The organism is Klebsiella sp. GFKo11 (assembly GCF_056490265.1).
Genome location: NZ_CM151369.1, coordinates 5,076,974 through 5,090,975, shown reverse-complemented (window position 1 = coordinate 5,090,975; position 14,002 = coordinate 5,076,974). Strand labels below are relative to the sequence as shown.

At 51.1% G+C, this 14,002-nt stretch carries 9 protein-coding genes, 3 tRNA genes and 3 rRNA genes; 11 read left to right on the top strand and 4 right to left on the bottom strand.

Features of this window, described 5'->3' with window-relative positions:
* Positions 1–41: 41 nt before the first annotated feature.
* The 3 genes from metQ to metN are packed head-to-tail and all read right to left on the bottom strand — an operon-like array spanning position 42 to position 2,574.
* A complete protein-coding gene (metQ, locus tag AC07P6_RS24560) occupies positions 42–857 on the bottom strand; it encodes a methionine ABC transporter substrate-binding lipoprotein MetQ (RefSeq protein WP_110272444.1) in 816 nt (271 codons plus the stop codon).
* A gap of 39 nt (positions 858–896) precedes the next feature.
* The gene (locus AC07P6_RS24555) at positions 897–1,550 is read right to left on the bottom strand and encodes a methionine ABC transporter permease MetI (RefSeq protein WP_110272443.1); all 654 of its coding nucleotides are present in this window, start codon (positions 1,548–1,550) and stop codon (positions 897–899) included.
* Complete coding sequence (gene metN / locus AC07P6_RS24550) at positions 1,543–2,574, bottom strand: methionine ABC transporter ATP-binding protein MetN (protein ID WP_182236466.1); 1,032 nt, start codon at positions 2,572–2,574, stop codon at positions 1,543–1,545. The genes AC07P6_RS24555 and metN overlap by 8 nt, the downstream gene beginning before the upstream one ends.
* Positions 2,575–2,762: 188 nt before the next feature.
* Here metN and gmhB point away from each other — a divergent pair, with 188 nt between their 5' ends.
* The 8 genes from gmhB to dkgB all read left to right on the top strand — a co-directional run bounded on the left by gmhB (position 2,763) and on the right by dkgB (position 9,966).
* Entirely contained in the window at positions 2,763–3,329 is a 567-nt protein-coding gene (gene gmhB / locus AC07P6_RS24545) for a D-glycero-beta-D-manno-heptose 1,7-bisphosphate 7-phosphatase (RefSeq protein WP_434660060.1), read from the top strand.
* Positions 3,330–3,696: 367 nt separating this feature from the next.
* Positions 3,697–5,236 (top strand): 16S ribosomal RNA (locus AC07P6_RS24540).
* Positions 5,237–5,307: 71 nt separating this feature from the next.
* Positions 5,308–5,384 (top strand) — tRNA-Ile (locus AC07P6_RS24535).
* A gap of 109 nt (positions 5,385–5,493) precedes the next feature.
* A tRNA-Ala gene (locus AC07P6_RS24530) sits at positions 5,494–5,569 on the top strand.
* A gap of 208 nt (positions 5,570–5,777) precedes the next feature.
* A 23S ribosomal RNA gene (locus tag AC07P6_RS24525) occupies positions 5,778–8,685 on the top strand.
* Positions 8,686–8,750: 65 nt separating this feature from the next.
* Positions 8,751–8,866, top strand: a 5S ribosomal RNA gene (gene rrf, locus AC07P6_RS24520).
* Together the 16S, 23S and 5S rRNA genes with 3 tRNA genes alongside form the textbook arrangement of a ribosomal RNA operon.
* Before the next feature lie 56 nt (positions 8,867–8,922).
* Positions 8,923–8,999 (top strand) — tRNA-Asp (locus AC07P6_RS24515).
* 163 nt (positions 9,000–9,162) lie between these two features.
* On the top strand, positions 9,163–9,966 hold the full coding sequence (gene dkgB, locus AC07P6_RS24510) for a 2,5-didehydrogluconate reductase DkgB (protein WP_434660059.1): 804 nt from the start codon (positions 9,163–9,165) through the stop codon (positions 9,964–9,966).
* Positions 9,967–10,015: 49 nt separating this feature from the next.
* Here dkgB and yafC read toward each other — a convergent pair whose 3' ends face one another.
* Positions 10,016–10,918: a DNA-binding transcriptional regulator YafC gene (gene yafC, locus AC07P6_RS24505; protein ID WP_478314905.1), complete on the bottom strand. Its 903-nt coding sequence runs from the start codon at positions 10,916–10,918 to the stop codon at positions 10,016–10,018.
* A gap of 104 nt (positions 10,919–11,022) precedes the next feature.
* On the opposite strand from yafC, the gene AC07P6_RS24500 reads away from it, so the two are divergent.
* The 3 genes from AC07P6_RS24500 to AC07P6_RS24490 all read left to right on the top strand — a co-directional run bounded on the left by AC07P6_RS24500 (position 11,023) and on the right by AC07P6_RS24490 (position 13,969).
* The gene (locus tag AC07P6_RS24500) at positions 11,023–12,213 is read left to right on the top strand and encodes an MFS transporter (protein WP_434660058.1); all 1,191 of its coding nucleotides are present in this window, start codon (positions 11,023–11,025) and stop codon (positions 12,211–12,213) included.
* A gap of 103 nt (positions 12,214–12,316) precedes the next feature.
* Positions 12,317–13,114, top strand: a complete 798-nt coding sequence (locus AC07P6_RS24495; RefSeq protein ID WP_181486486.1) for an endonuclease/exonuclease/phosphatase family protein — start codon at positions 12,317–12,319, stop codon at positions 13,112–13,114.
* An 84-nt stretch (positions 13,115–13,198) separates the two neighbouring features.
* On the top strand, positions 13,199–13,969 hold the full coding sequence (locus AC07P6_RS24490) for a class I SAM-dependent methyltransferase (RefSeq protein ID WP_304256357.1): 771 nt from the start codon (positions 13,199–13,201) through the stop codon (positions 13,967–13,969).
* The last annotated feature ends 33 nt before the right edge of the window (positions 13,970–14,002 follow it).

Below are 14,002 nucleotides of genomic sequence, written 5' to 3'. Positions count from 1 at the left end.
GGCATAAAGCCCGCCCTGCATGATATTACGCTGAAAAAAGATTACCAGCCTTTCACTGCGCCGCCGTTAAAGATTTTGTTAGCCGCTTCGTAAACTTCGTCACTTTGGTAGGCTTGAACAAATTTCTTAACATTTTCCGCATCTTTGTTGTCTTCACGAGCAACAATCAGGTTCACGTATGGAGAATCTTTACCTTCCACAAAAATACCGTCTTTTGCTGGCGTCAGACCAATCTGGCTGGCGTAGGTGGTATTGATAACCGCCAGGGCGATCTGTGCATCATCCAGAGAACGTGGAAGCTGTGGTGCTTCCAACTCAACAATTTTCAGGTTTTTCGGGTTTTCAATAACATCCAGAGAGGTTGGCAGCAGACCCACACCTTCTTTCAGTTTGATCAGACCAACTTGCTGCAACAGCAGCAGTGAGCGACCAAGGTTTGTCGGATCGTTAGGGATTGCGACCTGAGAACCCGGTTGCAACTCGTCCAGTGATTTGATTTTTTTCGAATAACCGGCAATGGGGTAGACGAAAGAGTTACCCACGGAAACCAGTTTGTAGCCACGGTCTTTAATCTGCTGATCAAGATAAGGTTTATGCTGGAAGGCGTTAACATCGATATCGCCTTTGCTCAGCGCTTCGTTCGGCAGAACGTAGTCGTTGAAGGTTACCAGCTCAACATCAAGGCCGTATTTTTCTTTTGCTACTTTCTGCGCGACTTCAGCAACCTGCTGTTCCGCACCGACGATAACGCCGACTTTAATATGATTTGGATCTTTTTCATCCTGACCGCAACCCACCAGAGCCAGAGAACCGATTAACGCACCGACAGCCGCAAAGGTTTTGAAATTAAAGGCCATGTTATTTCCTTCCTGTAAGATTCTGTATTGTGTGTAATGTTATTTGTGAGTCACAGCCCGGACGATACGATCGCCAGAGAATTGAATTAAATAAACCAGAATAACCAGTAATACCAGTACGGTATTCATCACGGTTGCATTGTAGCCGATATAGCCATACTGGTAGCCAATCTGCCCCAGGCCACCGGCACCTACAGCACCGCCCATCGCGGAATAGCCAACCAGGGTAATTAGCGTGATAGTTGCCGCATTCACCAGACCCGGCAGCGCTTCCGGCAGCAGGACTTTACGCACGATCTGCATCGGCGTTGCGCCCATAGCGCGTGATGCTTCGATAAGACCGGTCGGAATCTCCAATAGGGCGTTTTCCACCATACGAGCAATAAAGGGTGCGGCACCAACTGTCAACGGGACGATTGCTGCCTGCAGACCAATCGATGTCCCGACAATAATACGAGTGAATGGAATCATCCATACCAGCAAGATGATAAAAGGAATTGAGCGGAAGATGTTAACGACCGCAGACAGCGTACGGTACAGCTTCGCGTTAGCCGCAATTTGCCCTGGACGGGTGACATACAGCAATACGCCGACCGGTAGGCCGAGAACAAAACCGAAGAAGCCGGAGACAAACGTCATGGCCAGCGTTTCCCATACGCCGCGAACCAGCAGCCAGATCATTGGTTCAGACATATCCCAGTACCTCTACTTTTACATGATGTTCCTGCAGCCAGGCGATTGCGGCCTGGGTATCTTCCTGTGTGCCGTGCATTTCGGTCAGCATAATGCCGAACTTCACACCGCCAGCGTAATCCATCTGCGCGCTAATAATGTTGTTGTTCACATTAAAGCGACGAGCGGTTTCAGAGAGAAGCGGGGCATCAACGGAATGGCCAGTGAACTCCATGCGCAGCATCGGTACGCTATCAGGAAGAGCCTCAGGTTTCAGGCGAGCCTGATAATCATCCGGGATATCCAGATGCAGCGTTGACTGAATAAACTGCTGCGCCAGCGGCGTTTTGGGATGAGAGAAGACTTCGCTCACCGTATCCTGTTCAATCAGCTGACCGTTGCTGATAACAGCAACGCAGTCACAGATGCGTTTGACCACATCCATTTCATGAGTGATAAGCAGAATCGTCAGGCCCAGGCGACGATTGATATCTTTCAGCAACTCCAGAATCGAACGAGTGGTCGCTGGATCCAGGGCGCTGGTGGCTTCATCGCAGAGCAGAACCTTCGGGTTGCTGGCTAACGCGCGCGCAATGGCGACGCGCTGCTTTTGCCCGCCTGAGAGGTTCGCCGGGTAGCTATCGTGTTTGTCTTCCAGCCCAACGAGAGCAAGCAGCTCGGTAACCCGGCGCTTAATTTCATCTTTAGGCGTATTGTCGAGCTCCAGAGGCAGGGCAACGTTGCCGAACACGGTACGTGAGGCAAGCAGGTTAAAGTGCTGGAAGATCATGCCAATCTGACGGCGAGCGCGGGTCAGCTCTTTTTCGGAAAGCGCCGTTAGCTCCTGGCCATCAACTTGCACGCTGCCTTCAGTAGGGCGTTCAAGCAAGTTAACACAGCGGATCAAGGTACTTTTACCCGCGCCAGAAGCGCCGATGACGCCATAAATCTGACCAGCAGGCACATGCAGGCTGACATCGTTCAGCGCCTGTATGCTGCGGTTCCCTTGTTGGAACACTTTGGTGATATTCGAAAGTTTAATCATCAGTTATTTATTATCGTTTAGCCGTTTGCCGTGGCATTTTCTTCTGCCGTGTCCAGGCGATGCCTGTCAATGAAATGGATGTTAAGGCATCCAGACGTCTAAATCAATCTGACTCTGTATAATGAGCACTTTCTTGCGTCTGGAAACATGCGATACTAATCAGACTAGCCTTTATCAGGAGCAAACCGGTGGCAAAGTCAGTACCCGCAATTTTTCTTGACCGTGATGGCACAATTAATGTTGATCACGGATACGTGCACGAAATCGACAACTTTGAATTTATTGATGGCGTCATTGACGCAATGCGTCAATTAAAGGAGATGGGTTATGCGCTGGTGGTGGTGACCAATCAGTCCGGCATTGCCCGCGGTAAATTTACTGAAGATCAGTTTGAAACGCTGACTGAGTGGATGGACTGGTCGTTGGCTGACCGTGGCGTTGATCTGGATGGTATCTATTATTGTCCGCATCACCCGCAGGGTACTGTAGAAGAATTTCGTCAGACCTGTGACTGCCGCAAGCCGCATCCTGGAATGTTTATCTCGGCGCGCGACTATCTGCATATAGATATGGCTGCTTCATATATGGTAGGCGATAAAGTAGAAGATATGCAGGCGGCTTTGGCTGCAGATATTGGGACAAAAGTATTAGTTCGTACTGGCAAGCCAGTCACTCCGGAAGCGGAAAATGCCGCGGATTGGGTGCTTAATAGCCTGGCGGACCTGCCTGATGCCATCAAAAAGCAGCAAAAGTAAACGTTACGTATAAAAGTTGAGCGGTTGAAATAAAATTGTATTTTTCCGCTTGTCACCGCCGAAGAACTTCCTATAATGCGCTCCCACTGACACGGCAGATGTGAATCACTTCACACAAACAGCCGGGTCGGTTGAAGAGAAAAGCCTGAAAATAAGGTTGACTCTGAAAGAGGAAAGCGTATTATATGCCACCTCGCAACGGTGAGCGAAAGCCGCGTTGCACTGCTCTTTAACAATTTATCAGACAATCTGTGTGGGCACTCAAAGTGACATGGATTCTTAACGTCGCAAGACAAAAAATGAATACCAAGTCTCTGAGTGAACATACGTAATTCATTACGAAGTTTAATTCACGAGCATCAAACTTAAATTGAAGAGTTTGATCATGGCTCAGATTGAACGCTGGCGGCAGGCCTAACACATGCAAGTCGAGCGGTAGCACAGAGAGCTTGCTCTCGGGTGACGAGCGGCGGACGGGTGAGTAATGTCTGGGAAACTGCCTGATGGAGGGGGATAACTACTGGAAACGGTAGCTAATACCGCATAACGTCGCAAGACCAAAGTGGGGGACCTTCGGGCCTCATGCCATCAGATGTGCCCAGATGGGATTAGCTTGTTGGTGAGGTAACGGCTCACCAAGGCGACGATCCCTAGCTGGTCTGAGAGGATGACCAGCCACACTGGAACTGAGACACGGTCCAGACTCCTACGGGAGGCAGCAGTGGGGAATATTGCACAATGGGCGCAAGCCTGATGCAGCCATGCCGCGTGTATGAAGAAGGCCTTCGGGTTGTAAAGTACTTTCAGCGAGGAGGAAGGCATTAAGGTTAATAACCTTAGTGATTGACGTTACTCGCAGAAGAAGCACCGGCTAACTCCGTGCCAGCAGCCGCGGTAATACGGAGGGTGCAAGCGTTAATCGGAATTACTGGGCGTAAAGCGCACGCAGGCGGTCTGTCAAGTCGGATGTGAAATCCCCGGGCTCAACCTGGGAACTGCATTCGAAACTGGCAGGCTAGAGTCTTGTAGAGGGGGGTAGAATTCCAGGTGTAGCGGTGAAATGCGTAGAGATCTGGAGGAATACCGGTGGCGAAGGCGGCCCCCTGGACAAAGACTGACGCTCAGGTGCGAAAGCGTGGGGAGCAAACAGGATTAGATACCCTGGTAGTCCACGCTGTAAACGATGTCGACTTGGAGGTTGTTCCCTTGAGGAGTGGCTTCCGGAGCTAACGCGTTAAGTCGACCGCCTGGGGAGTACGGCCGCAAGGTTAAAACTCAAATGAATTGACGGGGGCCCGCACAAGCGGTGGAGCATGTGGTTTAATTCGATGCAACGCGAAGAACCTTACCTACTCTTGACATCCAGAGAACTTAGCAGAGATGCTTTGGTGCCTTCGGGAACTCTGAGACAGGTGCTGCATGGCTGTCGTCAGCTCGTGTTGTGAAATGTTGGGTTAAGTCCCGCAACGAGCGCAACCCTTATCCTTTGTTGCCAGCGGTCCGGCCGGGAACTCAAAGGAGACTGCCAGTGATAAACTGGAGGAAGGTGGGGATGACGTCAAGTCATCATGGCCCTTACGAGTAGGGCTACACACGTGCTACAATGGCATATACAAAGAGAAGCGACCTCGCGAGAGCAAGCGGACCTCATAAAGTATGTCGTAGTCCGGATCGGAGTCTGCAACTCGACTCCGTGAAGTCGGAATCGCTAGTAATCGTGGATCAGAATGCCACGGTGAATACGTTCCCGGGCCTTGTACACACCGCCCGTCACACCATGGGAGTGGGTTGCAAAAGAAGTAGGTAGCTTAACCTTCGGGAGGGCGCTTACCACTTTGTGATTCATGACTGGGGTGAAGTCGTAACAAGGTAACCGTAGGGGAACCTGCGGTTGGATCACCTCCTTACCTTAAAGAACCTGCCTTTGTAGTGCTCACACAGATTGTCTGATGAAAAATTAGCAGTAAAAAATCTCTGCAGGCTTGTAGCTCAGGTGGTTAGAGCGCACCCCTGATAAGGGTGAGGTCGGTGGTTCAAGTCCACTCAGGCCTACCAAATTTGCCCTGATACTGTGTTGTGAAACGACTCGCATACGTCAGTATGCTTCGTCATTCCACGCCTTGTCTCAGGACAAATTATCGGTACAGAGATAAGTTTTTACGATGGGGTTATAGCTCAGCTGGGAGAGCGCCTGCCTTGCACGCAGGAGGTCTGCGGTTCGATCCCGCATAGCTCCACCATCCTTTTACTGCAAAAAACAAGAAAACTTCAGAGTGTACCTGAAAAGGTGCACTGCGAAGTTTTGCTCTTTAAAAATCTGGATCAAGCTGAAAATTGAAACGACACGCTGCATCTGTTCTCCGTAAATAAGAACAGCATGACGGTGTGTTCGAGTCTCTCAAATTTTTGCAATCATGAAGTGTTTTACGAAACATCTTCGGGTTGTGAGGTTAAGCGACTAAGCGTACACGGTGGATGCCCTGGCAGTCAGAGGCGATGAAGGACGTGCTAATCTGCGATAAGCGTCGGTAAGGTGATATGAACCGTTATAACCGACGATTTCCGAATGGGGAAACCCAGTGTGATCCGTCACACTATCGTTAAGTGAATACATAGCTTAACGAAGCGAACCGGGGGAACTGAAACATCTAAGTACCCCGAGGAAAAGAAATCAACCGAGATTCCCCCAGTAGCGGCGAGCGAACGGGGAGGAGCCCAGAGTCTGAATCAGTTTGTGTGTTAGTGGAAGCGTCTGGAAAGTCGCAGGGTACAGGGTGATACTCCCGTACACAAAAACGCACAGGCTGTGAACTCGAAGAGTAGGGCGGGACACGTGGTATCCTGTCTGAATATGGGGGGACCATCCTCCAAGGCTAAATACTCCTGACTGACCGATAGTGAACCAGTACCGTGAGGGAAAGGCGAAAAGAACCCCGGCGAGGGGAGTGAAACAGAACCTGAAACCGTGTACGTACAAGCAGTAGGAGCCCACTTGTTGGGTGACTGCGTACCTTTTGTATAATGGGTCAGCGACTTATATTCTGTAGCAAGGTTAACCGTATAGGGGAGCCGCAGGGAAACCGAGTCTTAACTGGGCGTTAAGTTGCAGGGTATAGACCCGAAACCCGGTGATCTAGCCATGGGCAGGTTGAAGGTTGGGTAACACTAACTGGAGGACCGAACCGACTAATGTTGAAAAATTAGCGGATGACTTGTGGCTGGGGGTGAAAGGCCAATCAAACCGGGAGATAGCTGGTTCTCCCCGAAAGCTATTTAGGTAGCGCCTCGTGAACTCATCTTCGGGGGTAGAGCACTGTTTCGGCTAGGGGGTCATCCCGACTTACCAACCCGATGCAAACTACGAATACCGAAGAATGTTATCACGGGAGACACACGGCGGGTGCTAACGTCCGTCGTGAAGAGGGAAACAACCCAGACCGCCAGCTAAGGTCCCAAAGTCATGGTTAAGTGGGAAACGATGTGGGAAGGCACAGACAGCCAGGATGTTGGCTTAGAAGCAGCCATCATTTAAAGAAAGCGTAATAGCTCACTGGTCGAGTCGGCCTGCGCGGAAGATGTAACGGGGCTAAACCATGCACCGAAGCTGCGGCAGCGACGCTTATGCGTTGTTGGGTAGGGGAGCGTTCTGTAAGCCGTTGAAGGTGGCCTGTGAGGGTTGCTGGAGGTATCAGAAGTGCGAATGCTGACATAAGTAACGATAAAGCGGGTGAAAAGCCCGCTCGCCGGAAGACCAAGGGTTCCTGTCCAACGTTAATCGGGGCAGGGTGAGTCGACCCCTAAGGCGAGGCCGAAAGGCGTAGTCGATGGGAAACAGGTTAATATTCCTGTACTCGGTGTTACTGCGAAGGGGGGACGGAGAAGGCTATGTTAGCCGGGCGACGGTTGTCCCGGTTTAAGCATGTAGGCGGATGTTCCAGGTAAATCCGGAACGTCATTCAACGCTGAGGTGTGATGACGAGGCACTACGGTGCTGAAGTAACAAATGCCCTGCTTCCAGGAAAAGCCTCTAAGCATCAGGTAACATCAAATCGTACCCCAAACCGACACAGGTGGTCAGGTAGAGAATACCAAGGCGCTTGAGAGAACTCGGGTGAAGGAACTAGGCAAAATGGTGCCGTAACTTCGGGAGAAGGCACGCTGATGGTAGGTGAAGTGACTTGCTCACGGAGCTGAAATCAGTCGAAGATACCAGCTGGCTGCAACTGTTTATTAAAAACACAGCACTGTGCAAACACGAAAGTGGACGTATACGGTGTGACGCCTGCCCGGTGCCGGAAGGTTAATTGATGGGGTTATCCGTAAGGAGAAGCTCTTGATCGAAGCCCCGGTAAACGGCGGCCGTAACTATAACGGTCCTAAGGTAGCGAAATTCCTTGTCGGGTAAGTTCCGACCTGCACGAATGGCGTAATGATGGCCAGGCTGTCTCCACCCGAGACTCAGTGAAATTGAACTCGCTGTGAAGATGCAGTGTACCCGCGGCAAGACGGAAAGACCCCGTGAACCTTTACTATAGCTTGACACTGAACACTGGTCCTTGATGTGTAGGATAGGTGGGAGGCTTTGAAGTGTGGACGCCAGTCTGCATGGAGCCATCCTTGAAATACCACCCTTTAATGGCTGGTGTTCTAACGTGGACCCGTAATCCGGGTTGCGGACAGTGTCTGGTGGGTAGTTTGACTGGGGCGGTCTCCTCCTAAAGAGTAACGGAGGAGCACGAAGGTTAGCTAATCCTGGTCGGACATCAGGAGGTTAGTGCAATGGCATAAGCTAGCTTGACTGCGAGCGTGACGGCGCGAGCAGGTGCGAAAGCAGGTCATAGTGATCCGGTGGTTCTGAATGGAAGGGCCATCGCTCAACGGATAAAAGGTACTCCGGGGATAACAGGCTGATACCGCCCAAGAGTTCATATCGACGGCGGTGTTTGGCACCTCGATGTCGGCTCATCACATCCTGGGGCTGAAGTAGGTCCCAAGGGTATGGCTGTTCGCCATTTAAAGTGGTACGCGAGCTGGGTTTAGAACGTCGTGAGACAGTTCGGTCCCTATCTGCCGTGGGCGCTGGAGAATTGAGGGGGGCTGCTCCTAGTACGAGAGGACCGGAGTGGACGCATCACTGGTGTTCGGGTTGTCATGCCAATGGCATTGCCCGGTAGCTAAATGCGGAAGAGATAAGTGCTGAAAGCATCTAAGCACGAAACTTGCCCCGAGATGAGTTCTCCCTGACTCCTTGAGAGTCCTGAAGGAACGTTGAAGACGACGACGTTGATAGGCCGGGTGTGTAAGCGTAGCGATACGTTGAGCTAACCGGTACTAATGAACCGTGAGGCTTAACCTTACAACGCCGAAGATGTTTTGGCGGAATTGAGAGAATTTCAGCTTGATACAGATAAACAGAATTTGCCTGGCGGCGACAGCGCGGTGGTCCCACCTGACCCCATGCCGAACTCAGAAGTGAAACGCCGTAGCGCCGATGGTAGTGTGGGGTCTCCCCATGTGAGAGTAGGGAACTGCCAGGCATCAAATTAGCAAGTGAAACCGGGGCATTAAACCGGTGGTTGTAAAGAAATTCGGTGGAGCGGTAGTTCAGTCGGTTAGAATACCTGCCTGTCACGCAGGGGGTCGCGGGTTCGAGTCCCGTCCGTTCCGCCACTTATTAAAAGCCCTGAGCATTTGCTCAGGGCTTTTTCTTTTCTTGTCGTTTAATTATTGCTGATTTAGCAAAAATCCTCTGCATATAGCGATCTTTTTCCCGCTCCTTTCATTCGCCATAATTGTCCTCGTTAACCGATATTGATAAATAAAGAGGAAAATCATGACAATCCCTGCATTTGGTCTTGGCACCTTCCGCCTTAAAGATGATGTGGTAATCGCTTCTGTAAAAACGGCGCTGGAGCTGGGCTATCGCGCCATTGATACCGCACAAATCTATGATAACGAAGCGGCTGTAGGTCAGGCCATTGCTGAAAGTGGCATCGCGCGTGATGAGCTGTTCATCACCACCAAGATCTGGATTGAAAACCTGGGTAAAGACAAGCTGATCGCCAGCCTGAAAGAGAGTTTGCAGAAGCTTCGTACCGACTATGTCGACCTGACGCTGATCCATTGGCCGTCACCGAATGATGCTGTTGCAGTCGAAGAGTTTATGGCCGCCCTACTGGAAGCGAAGAAAGAGGGGCTGACCTGTCAGATTGGTATCTCTAACTTCACTATCCCGCTGATGGAGCGTGCAATTGCTACTGTCGGTGCGGAGAATATCGCGACCAACCAGGTCGAACTGTCTCCGTACCTGCAGAACCGTAAGGTGGTCGATTGGGCGCGTGAGCACGGTATCCATATCACTTCTTATATGACGCTGGCCTACGGTAAAGCTCTGAAAGATGAAGTGATTGCCCGTATCGCCGCTAAACATAATGCGACCCCGGCTCAGGTCATCCTGGCATGGGCGATGGGCGAAGGTTATGCGGTTATCCCATCTTCCACCAAGCGTGAAAACCTGGCGAGCAACCTGAAAGCGCTGGATCTGAAGCTGGATGATGAAGATCGTCAAGCGATCGCTGCGCTGGATTGCAACGACCGCCTGGTAAGCCCGGAAGGCCTGGCGCCGAAGTGGGATTAATCCACGGCCTCCGGCACGGCGGTTTACGCCGCTGCCGGAAGACAGTCTCTTACAGCTCCTTCGGGAGCTGTTTGACGTGCTCACTAAGAAAATCAATAAATGCCCTGATGCGCGTGCTTACGGCCCTGTCGCTGTAGTACACCGCGCTGAATGGCATCTCGACCGGCAGGCGTTTGTCGGCAAGCAATTCAACAAACTCCCCGCTGGCAATCTCTTTATCCACCATATAATCCGACAGGCAAGCGATGCCGTTACCTGCGAGGCAAAGTTGTTTGAGTGTTTCTCCACTGTTAGACGATATTTCACATTCAACCTCCAGCAGTTGGCCATCACAGCAGGAAACGGGCCATGTATTCAATGACAAGGGTTCGCTAAAACCCAGGCACTGGTGATTTTTTAAATCGGCTACGTTTTGCGGTGTACCGAAACAAGCAAGATACTCCGGTGAGGCGATAATTTTGCGGTAGCTATTAAACAACGGTCTGGCGCGCAAACTGGAGTCAGTCAGGGTACCCGCGCGGATGGCAACATCAACTTTACGCTCAATCAGATTTATAAACGTTTCTGAGGAGACCAAAGCAAGACTCATCTCCGGGTAGCGTTCGCGAAAAGGTTTTATCAAAGGCATTAGAAAATGCAGCATCACTGGTGTTGCGGCATCAACACGTAATAATCCTCTTGGCGTCGTCCGACTTTCCAGAAGCTCATTCTCAGCCGCTGCCATTTCCTGAAGCACCACCTGTACACGGCGAAAATAACGCTCCCCCTCTTCGGTCAAACTTAGTTGACGAGTGGTACGGTTAAGCAGGCTAACACTGAGTTTTGACTCCAGCTTTTTCACGGCCCGGCTCACGGCAGAGTTGGCTTGTCCTAACTGTTCAGCCGCGCGACTGAAGCTACCACTCTCTACTACGGCGACAAAGATGGCGATTTCTTCTGAGGTAGCTCTCATTATTGCACCTGTGGCAAAATTCTATTGATATTTTGACTATTTTTGTTATTAAAACATCTCTTCATACTACGTGTCATCTTAATCCTGATGATACGGAGTAAATTATGCCACTGGCGCTACTTGCCTTGACGATCGGTGCCTTTGCTATCGGCACGACTGAATTTGTAATTGTAGGTCTGGTACCTGCAATTGCTGAACAGCTGTCTATCTCATTGCCCTCTGCGGGTTTGCTGGTTTCTATCTACGCGTTAGGCGTGGCGATTGGGGCCCCGGTACTCACCGCATTGACCGGTCGTATGCCGCGTAAGCAGCTACTACTGGCATTGATGGTACTGTTCACCGCTGGTAATCTTTTGGCATGGCAGGCACCAGGCTATGAAACTCTCGTTCTGGCCCGCCTTTTGACAGGTCTGGCACACGGCGTATTCTTCTCGATAGGTTCGACAATTGCCACCAGCCTGGTGCCAAAAGAGAAAGCAGCTTCGGCGATTGCAATTATGTTTGGTGGTCTGACTGTTGCTTTGGTGACCGGTGTTCCGCTAGGCACTTTTATTGGCCAACATTTTGGCTGGCGTGAGACATTCCTGGCGGTATCGATCCTTGGAGCAATAGCGTTAGTTAGCAGCCTGATTCTGGTACCGAATAATATCCCTGGCCGCGTCAGCGCTGGCCTACGTAATCAACTTAAGGTCCTGACTCATCCACGTTTACTGATTATTTATGCTATTACTGCACTTGGTTATGGTGGCGTATTTACCGCTTTTACCTTCCTGGCACCGATGATGCAAGATCTGGCCGGTTTTAGCCCATCAGCAGTGAGTTGGATTTTATTGGGGTATGGTGTTTCGGTCGCAATTGGTAACGTGTGGGGCGGTAAACTGGCAGATAAACATGGCGCCGTTGTAGCGCTGAAGTTTATCTTTGCTGCCCTGGTTGTTCTGCTGTTGGTATTTCAGTTCACGGCAAGTATTCACTATGCCGCGTTAGCGACGATACTGGTGATGGGTATTTTTGCTTTCGGTAATGTTCCTGGTCTACAGGTGTACGTAGTCCAAAAAGCGGAGCAATATACTCCCGATGCGGTTGATGTCGCCTCCGGCTTGAACATTGCAGCATTCAATATTGGTATTGCGTTAGGTTCCGTAATTGGTGGACAGACGGTGGAACATTATGGTTTGGCTCAGACGCCCTGGATTGGCGCGCTGATTGTGCTGGTTGCGTTGTTATTGGTGGTTATTAGCGGTCGGTTCGATAAGCCTCAGCGCTGTGCTACGGGCCTTTCCGTAGAAGGATAACGGTTTCTGGCAAATTGCATTGAAAGTGTATACAAAAATCCCTATAACAGAAGGACCAGCCGCAGTCGGGCTGGTTTCCTGTTATCGAGGTTTGATGCCTAAATTGCGAAAGAATACCTATGCCATGCGCTATGTCGCCGGACAACCCGCGGAGAGAATTTTACCTCCGGGGTCGTTTGCAGGCATTACTCCGGCTTTCCCTTCTGGGGTGCCGTTAAGCTCGGATGAAAAAATCCGCGTACTGGTGTGGAATATCTTCAAACAGCAGCGCGCCGAGTGGAAATCCGTTCTTAATAATTTCGGCAAAGATGCCCACCTGGTGCTGTTACAGGAAGCGCAAACCACGCCTGAGTTAGTAAAATTTGCTACGTCCAATTATCTGGCCGCCGATCAGGTGCCGGCGCTGGTACTGCCTCAGCATCCTTCTGGCGTGATGACGTTAGCCTCTGCTCATCCGATATACTGCTGCCCTCTGCGTGAACGCGAGCCGATCCTGCGGTTGGCGAAGTCAGCGCTAGTGACAGTGTATCCGTTACCAGATGCCCGTTTGCTGATGGTGGTGAATATTCACGCGGTCAATTTCAGCCTTGGCGTCGATGTCTACAGCAAGCAGCTGTTGCCGATAGGCGATCAGATAGCCCATCACAGCGGACCGGTGATTATGGCGGGTGATTTCAACGCCTGGAGCCGTCCGCGAATGAACGCTTTGTACCGCTTTGCGCGGGAAATGTCGCTGCGTGAAGTCCGCTTCTCTGACGATCAGCGCCGTCGCGCTTTTGGTCGTCCGCTTGATTTTGTGTTCTATCGAGGCTTGAGCGTACACGACGCTTCCGTATTGGTGACGCGCGCCTCCGACCACAACCCTCTACTAGTTGAATTCAGTCCCGGCAAGCCTGATTAATTAAGGTATGTCAGGCCTGCCATGGGGCAGGCCTGCGCAAGTATGGTTCTGCCTTTATTACTCAAACAACCGAAGGACAAAGCAATGACAACACGCTCTCATCACGACAATGTCGAAAAACAGTTTGGCTCGCAGGCTAGCGCTTATCTGACTAGTGCTGTACACGCATCCGGGCGCGATCTGCAACGTCTGGCAGAAAGGTTAGCCGATTTTCCGCAGGCTCACGTGCTGGACATGGGATGTGGCGCCGGTCATGCCAGTTTTGCAGCTGCAGGACAGGTTGCACAGGTGGTGGCGTATGATTTATCCAGCCAGATGCTGGAGGTTGTAGCTCAGGCCGCTTCGGATAAAGGGTTTGTTAATATTGCGACTCAGCAGGGTTATGCCGAATCACTGCCTTTCGCTGATGCCAGTTTTGATGTGGTGATTAGCCGCTATTCTGCACATCATTGGCATGATGTCGGTCAGGCATTACGCGAAGTCAAGCGGGTGCTGAAACCGGGAGGAGCCGTAATTATCATGGACGTCATGTCGCCAGGGCATCCGGTTCGTGATGTTTGGCTGCAGACCGTTGAGGCTTTGCGCGATACTTCTCATGTTCGCAATTACTCAAGCGGTGAATGGCTGGCAATGGCGAATGAGGCGGGATTAGTGACGAATAATTTGCTGACCGATCGCTTGCCGCTGGAATTCGGCTCATGGGTTGCCCGGATGCGGACACCAGCGCCTTTGGTGGAGGCTATTCGCCTGTATCAGGAGAGCGCATCGGCAGAGGTTAAGGCTTACTTTGCACTGGAGCTGGATGGATCTTTTACCAGCGATACAATTATGTTTGAGGCTCATAAAGCGATCTAGAGCAGACAAAACAAAAGGCACCACATGGGTGCC

Coding starts and splice junctions, on each gene's coding strand:
- metQ (WP_110272444.1), bottom strand. CDS start 857: ATGGCCTTTAATTTCAAAACCTTTGCGGCTGTCGGTGCGTTAATCGGT.
- AC07P6_RS24555 (WP_110272443.1), bottom strand. CDS start 1,550: ATGTCTGAACCAATGATCTGGCTGCTGGTTCGCGGCGTATGGGAAACG.
- metN (WP_182236466.1), bottom strand. CDS start 2,574: ATGATTAAACTTTCGAATATCACCAAAGTGTTCCAACAAGGGAACCGC.
- dkgB (WP_434660059.1), top strand. CDS start 9,163: ATGACAATCCCTGCATTTGGTCTTGGCACCTTCCGCCTTAAAGATGAT.
- yafC (WP_478314905.1), bottom strand. CDS start 10,918: ATGAGAGCTACCTCAGAAGAAATCGCCATCTTTGTCGCCGTAGTAGAG.
- AC07P6_RS24500 (WP_434660058.1), top strand. CDS start 11,023: ATGCCACTGGCGCTACTTGCCTTGACGATCGGTGCCTTTGCTATCGGC.
- AC07P6_RS24490 (WP_304256357.1), top strand. CDS start 13,199: ATGACAACACGCTCTCATCACGACAATGTCGAAAAACAGTTTGGCTCG.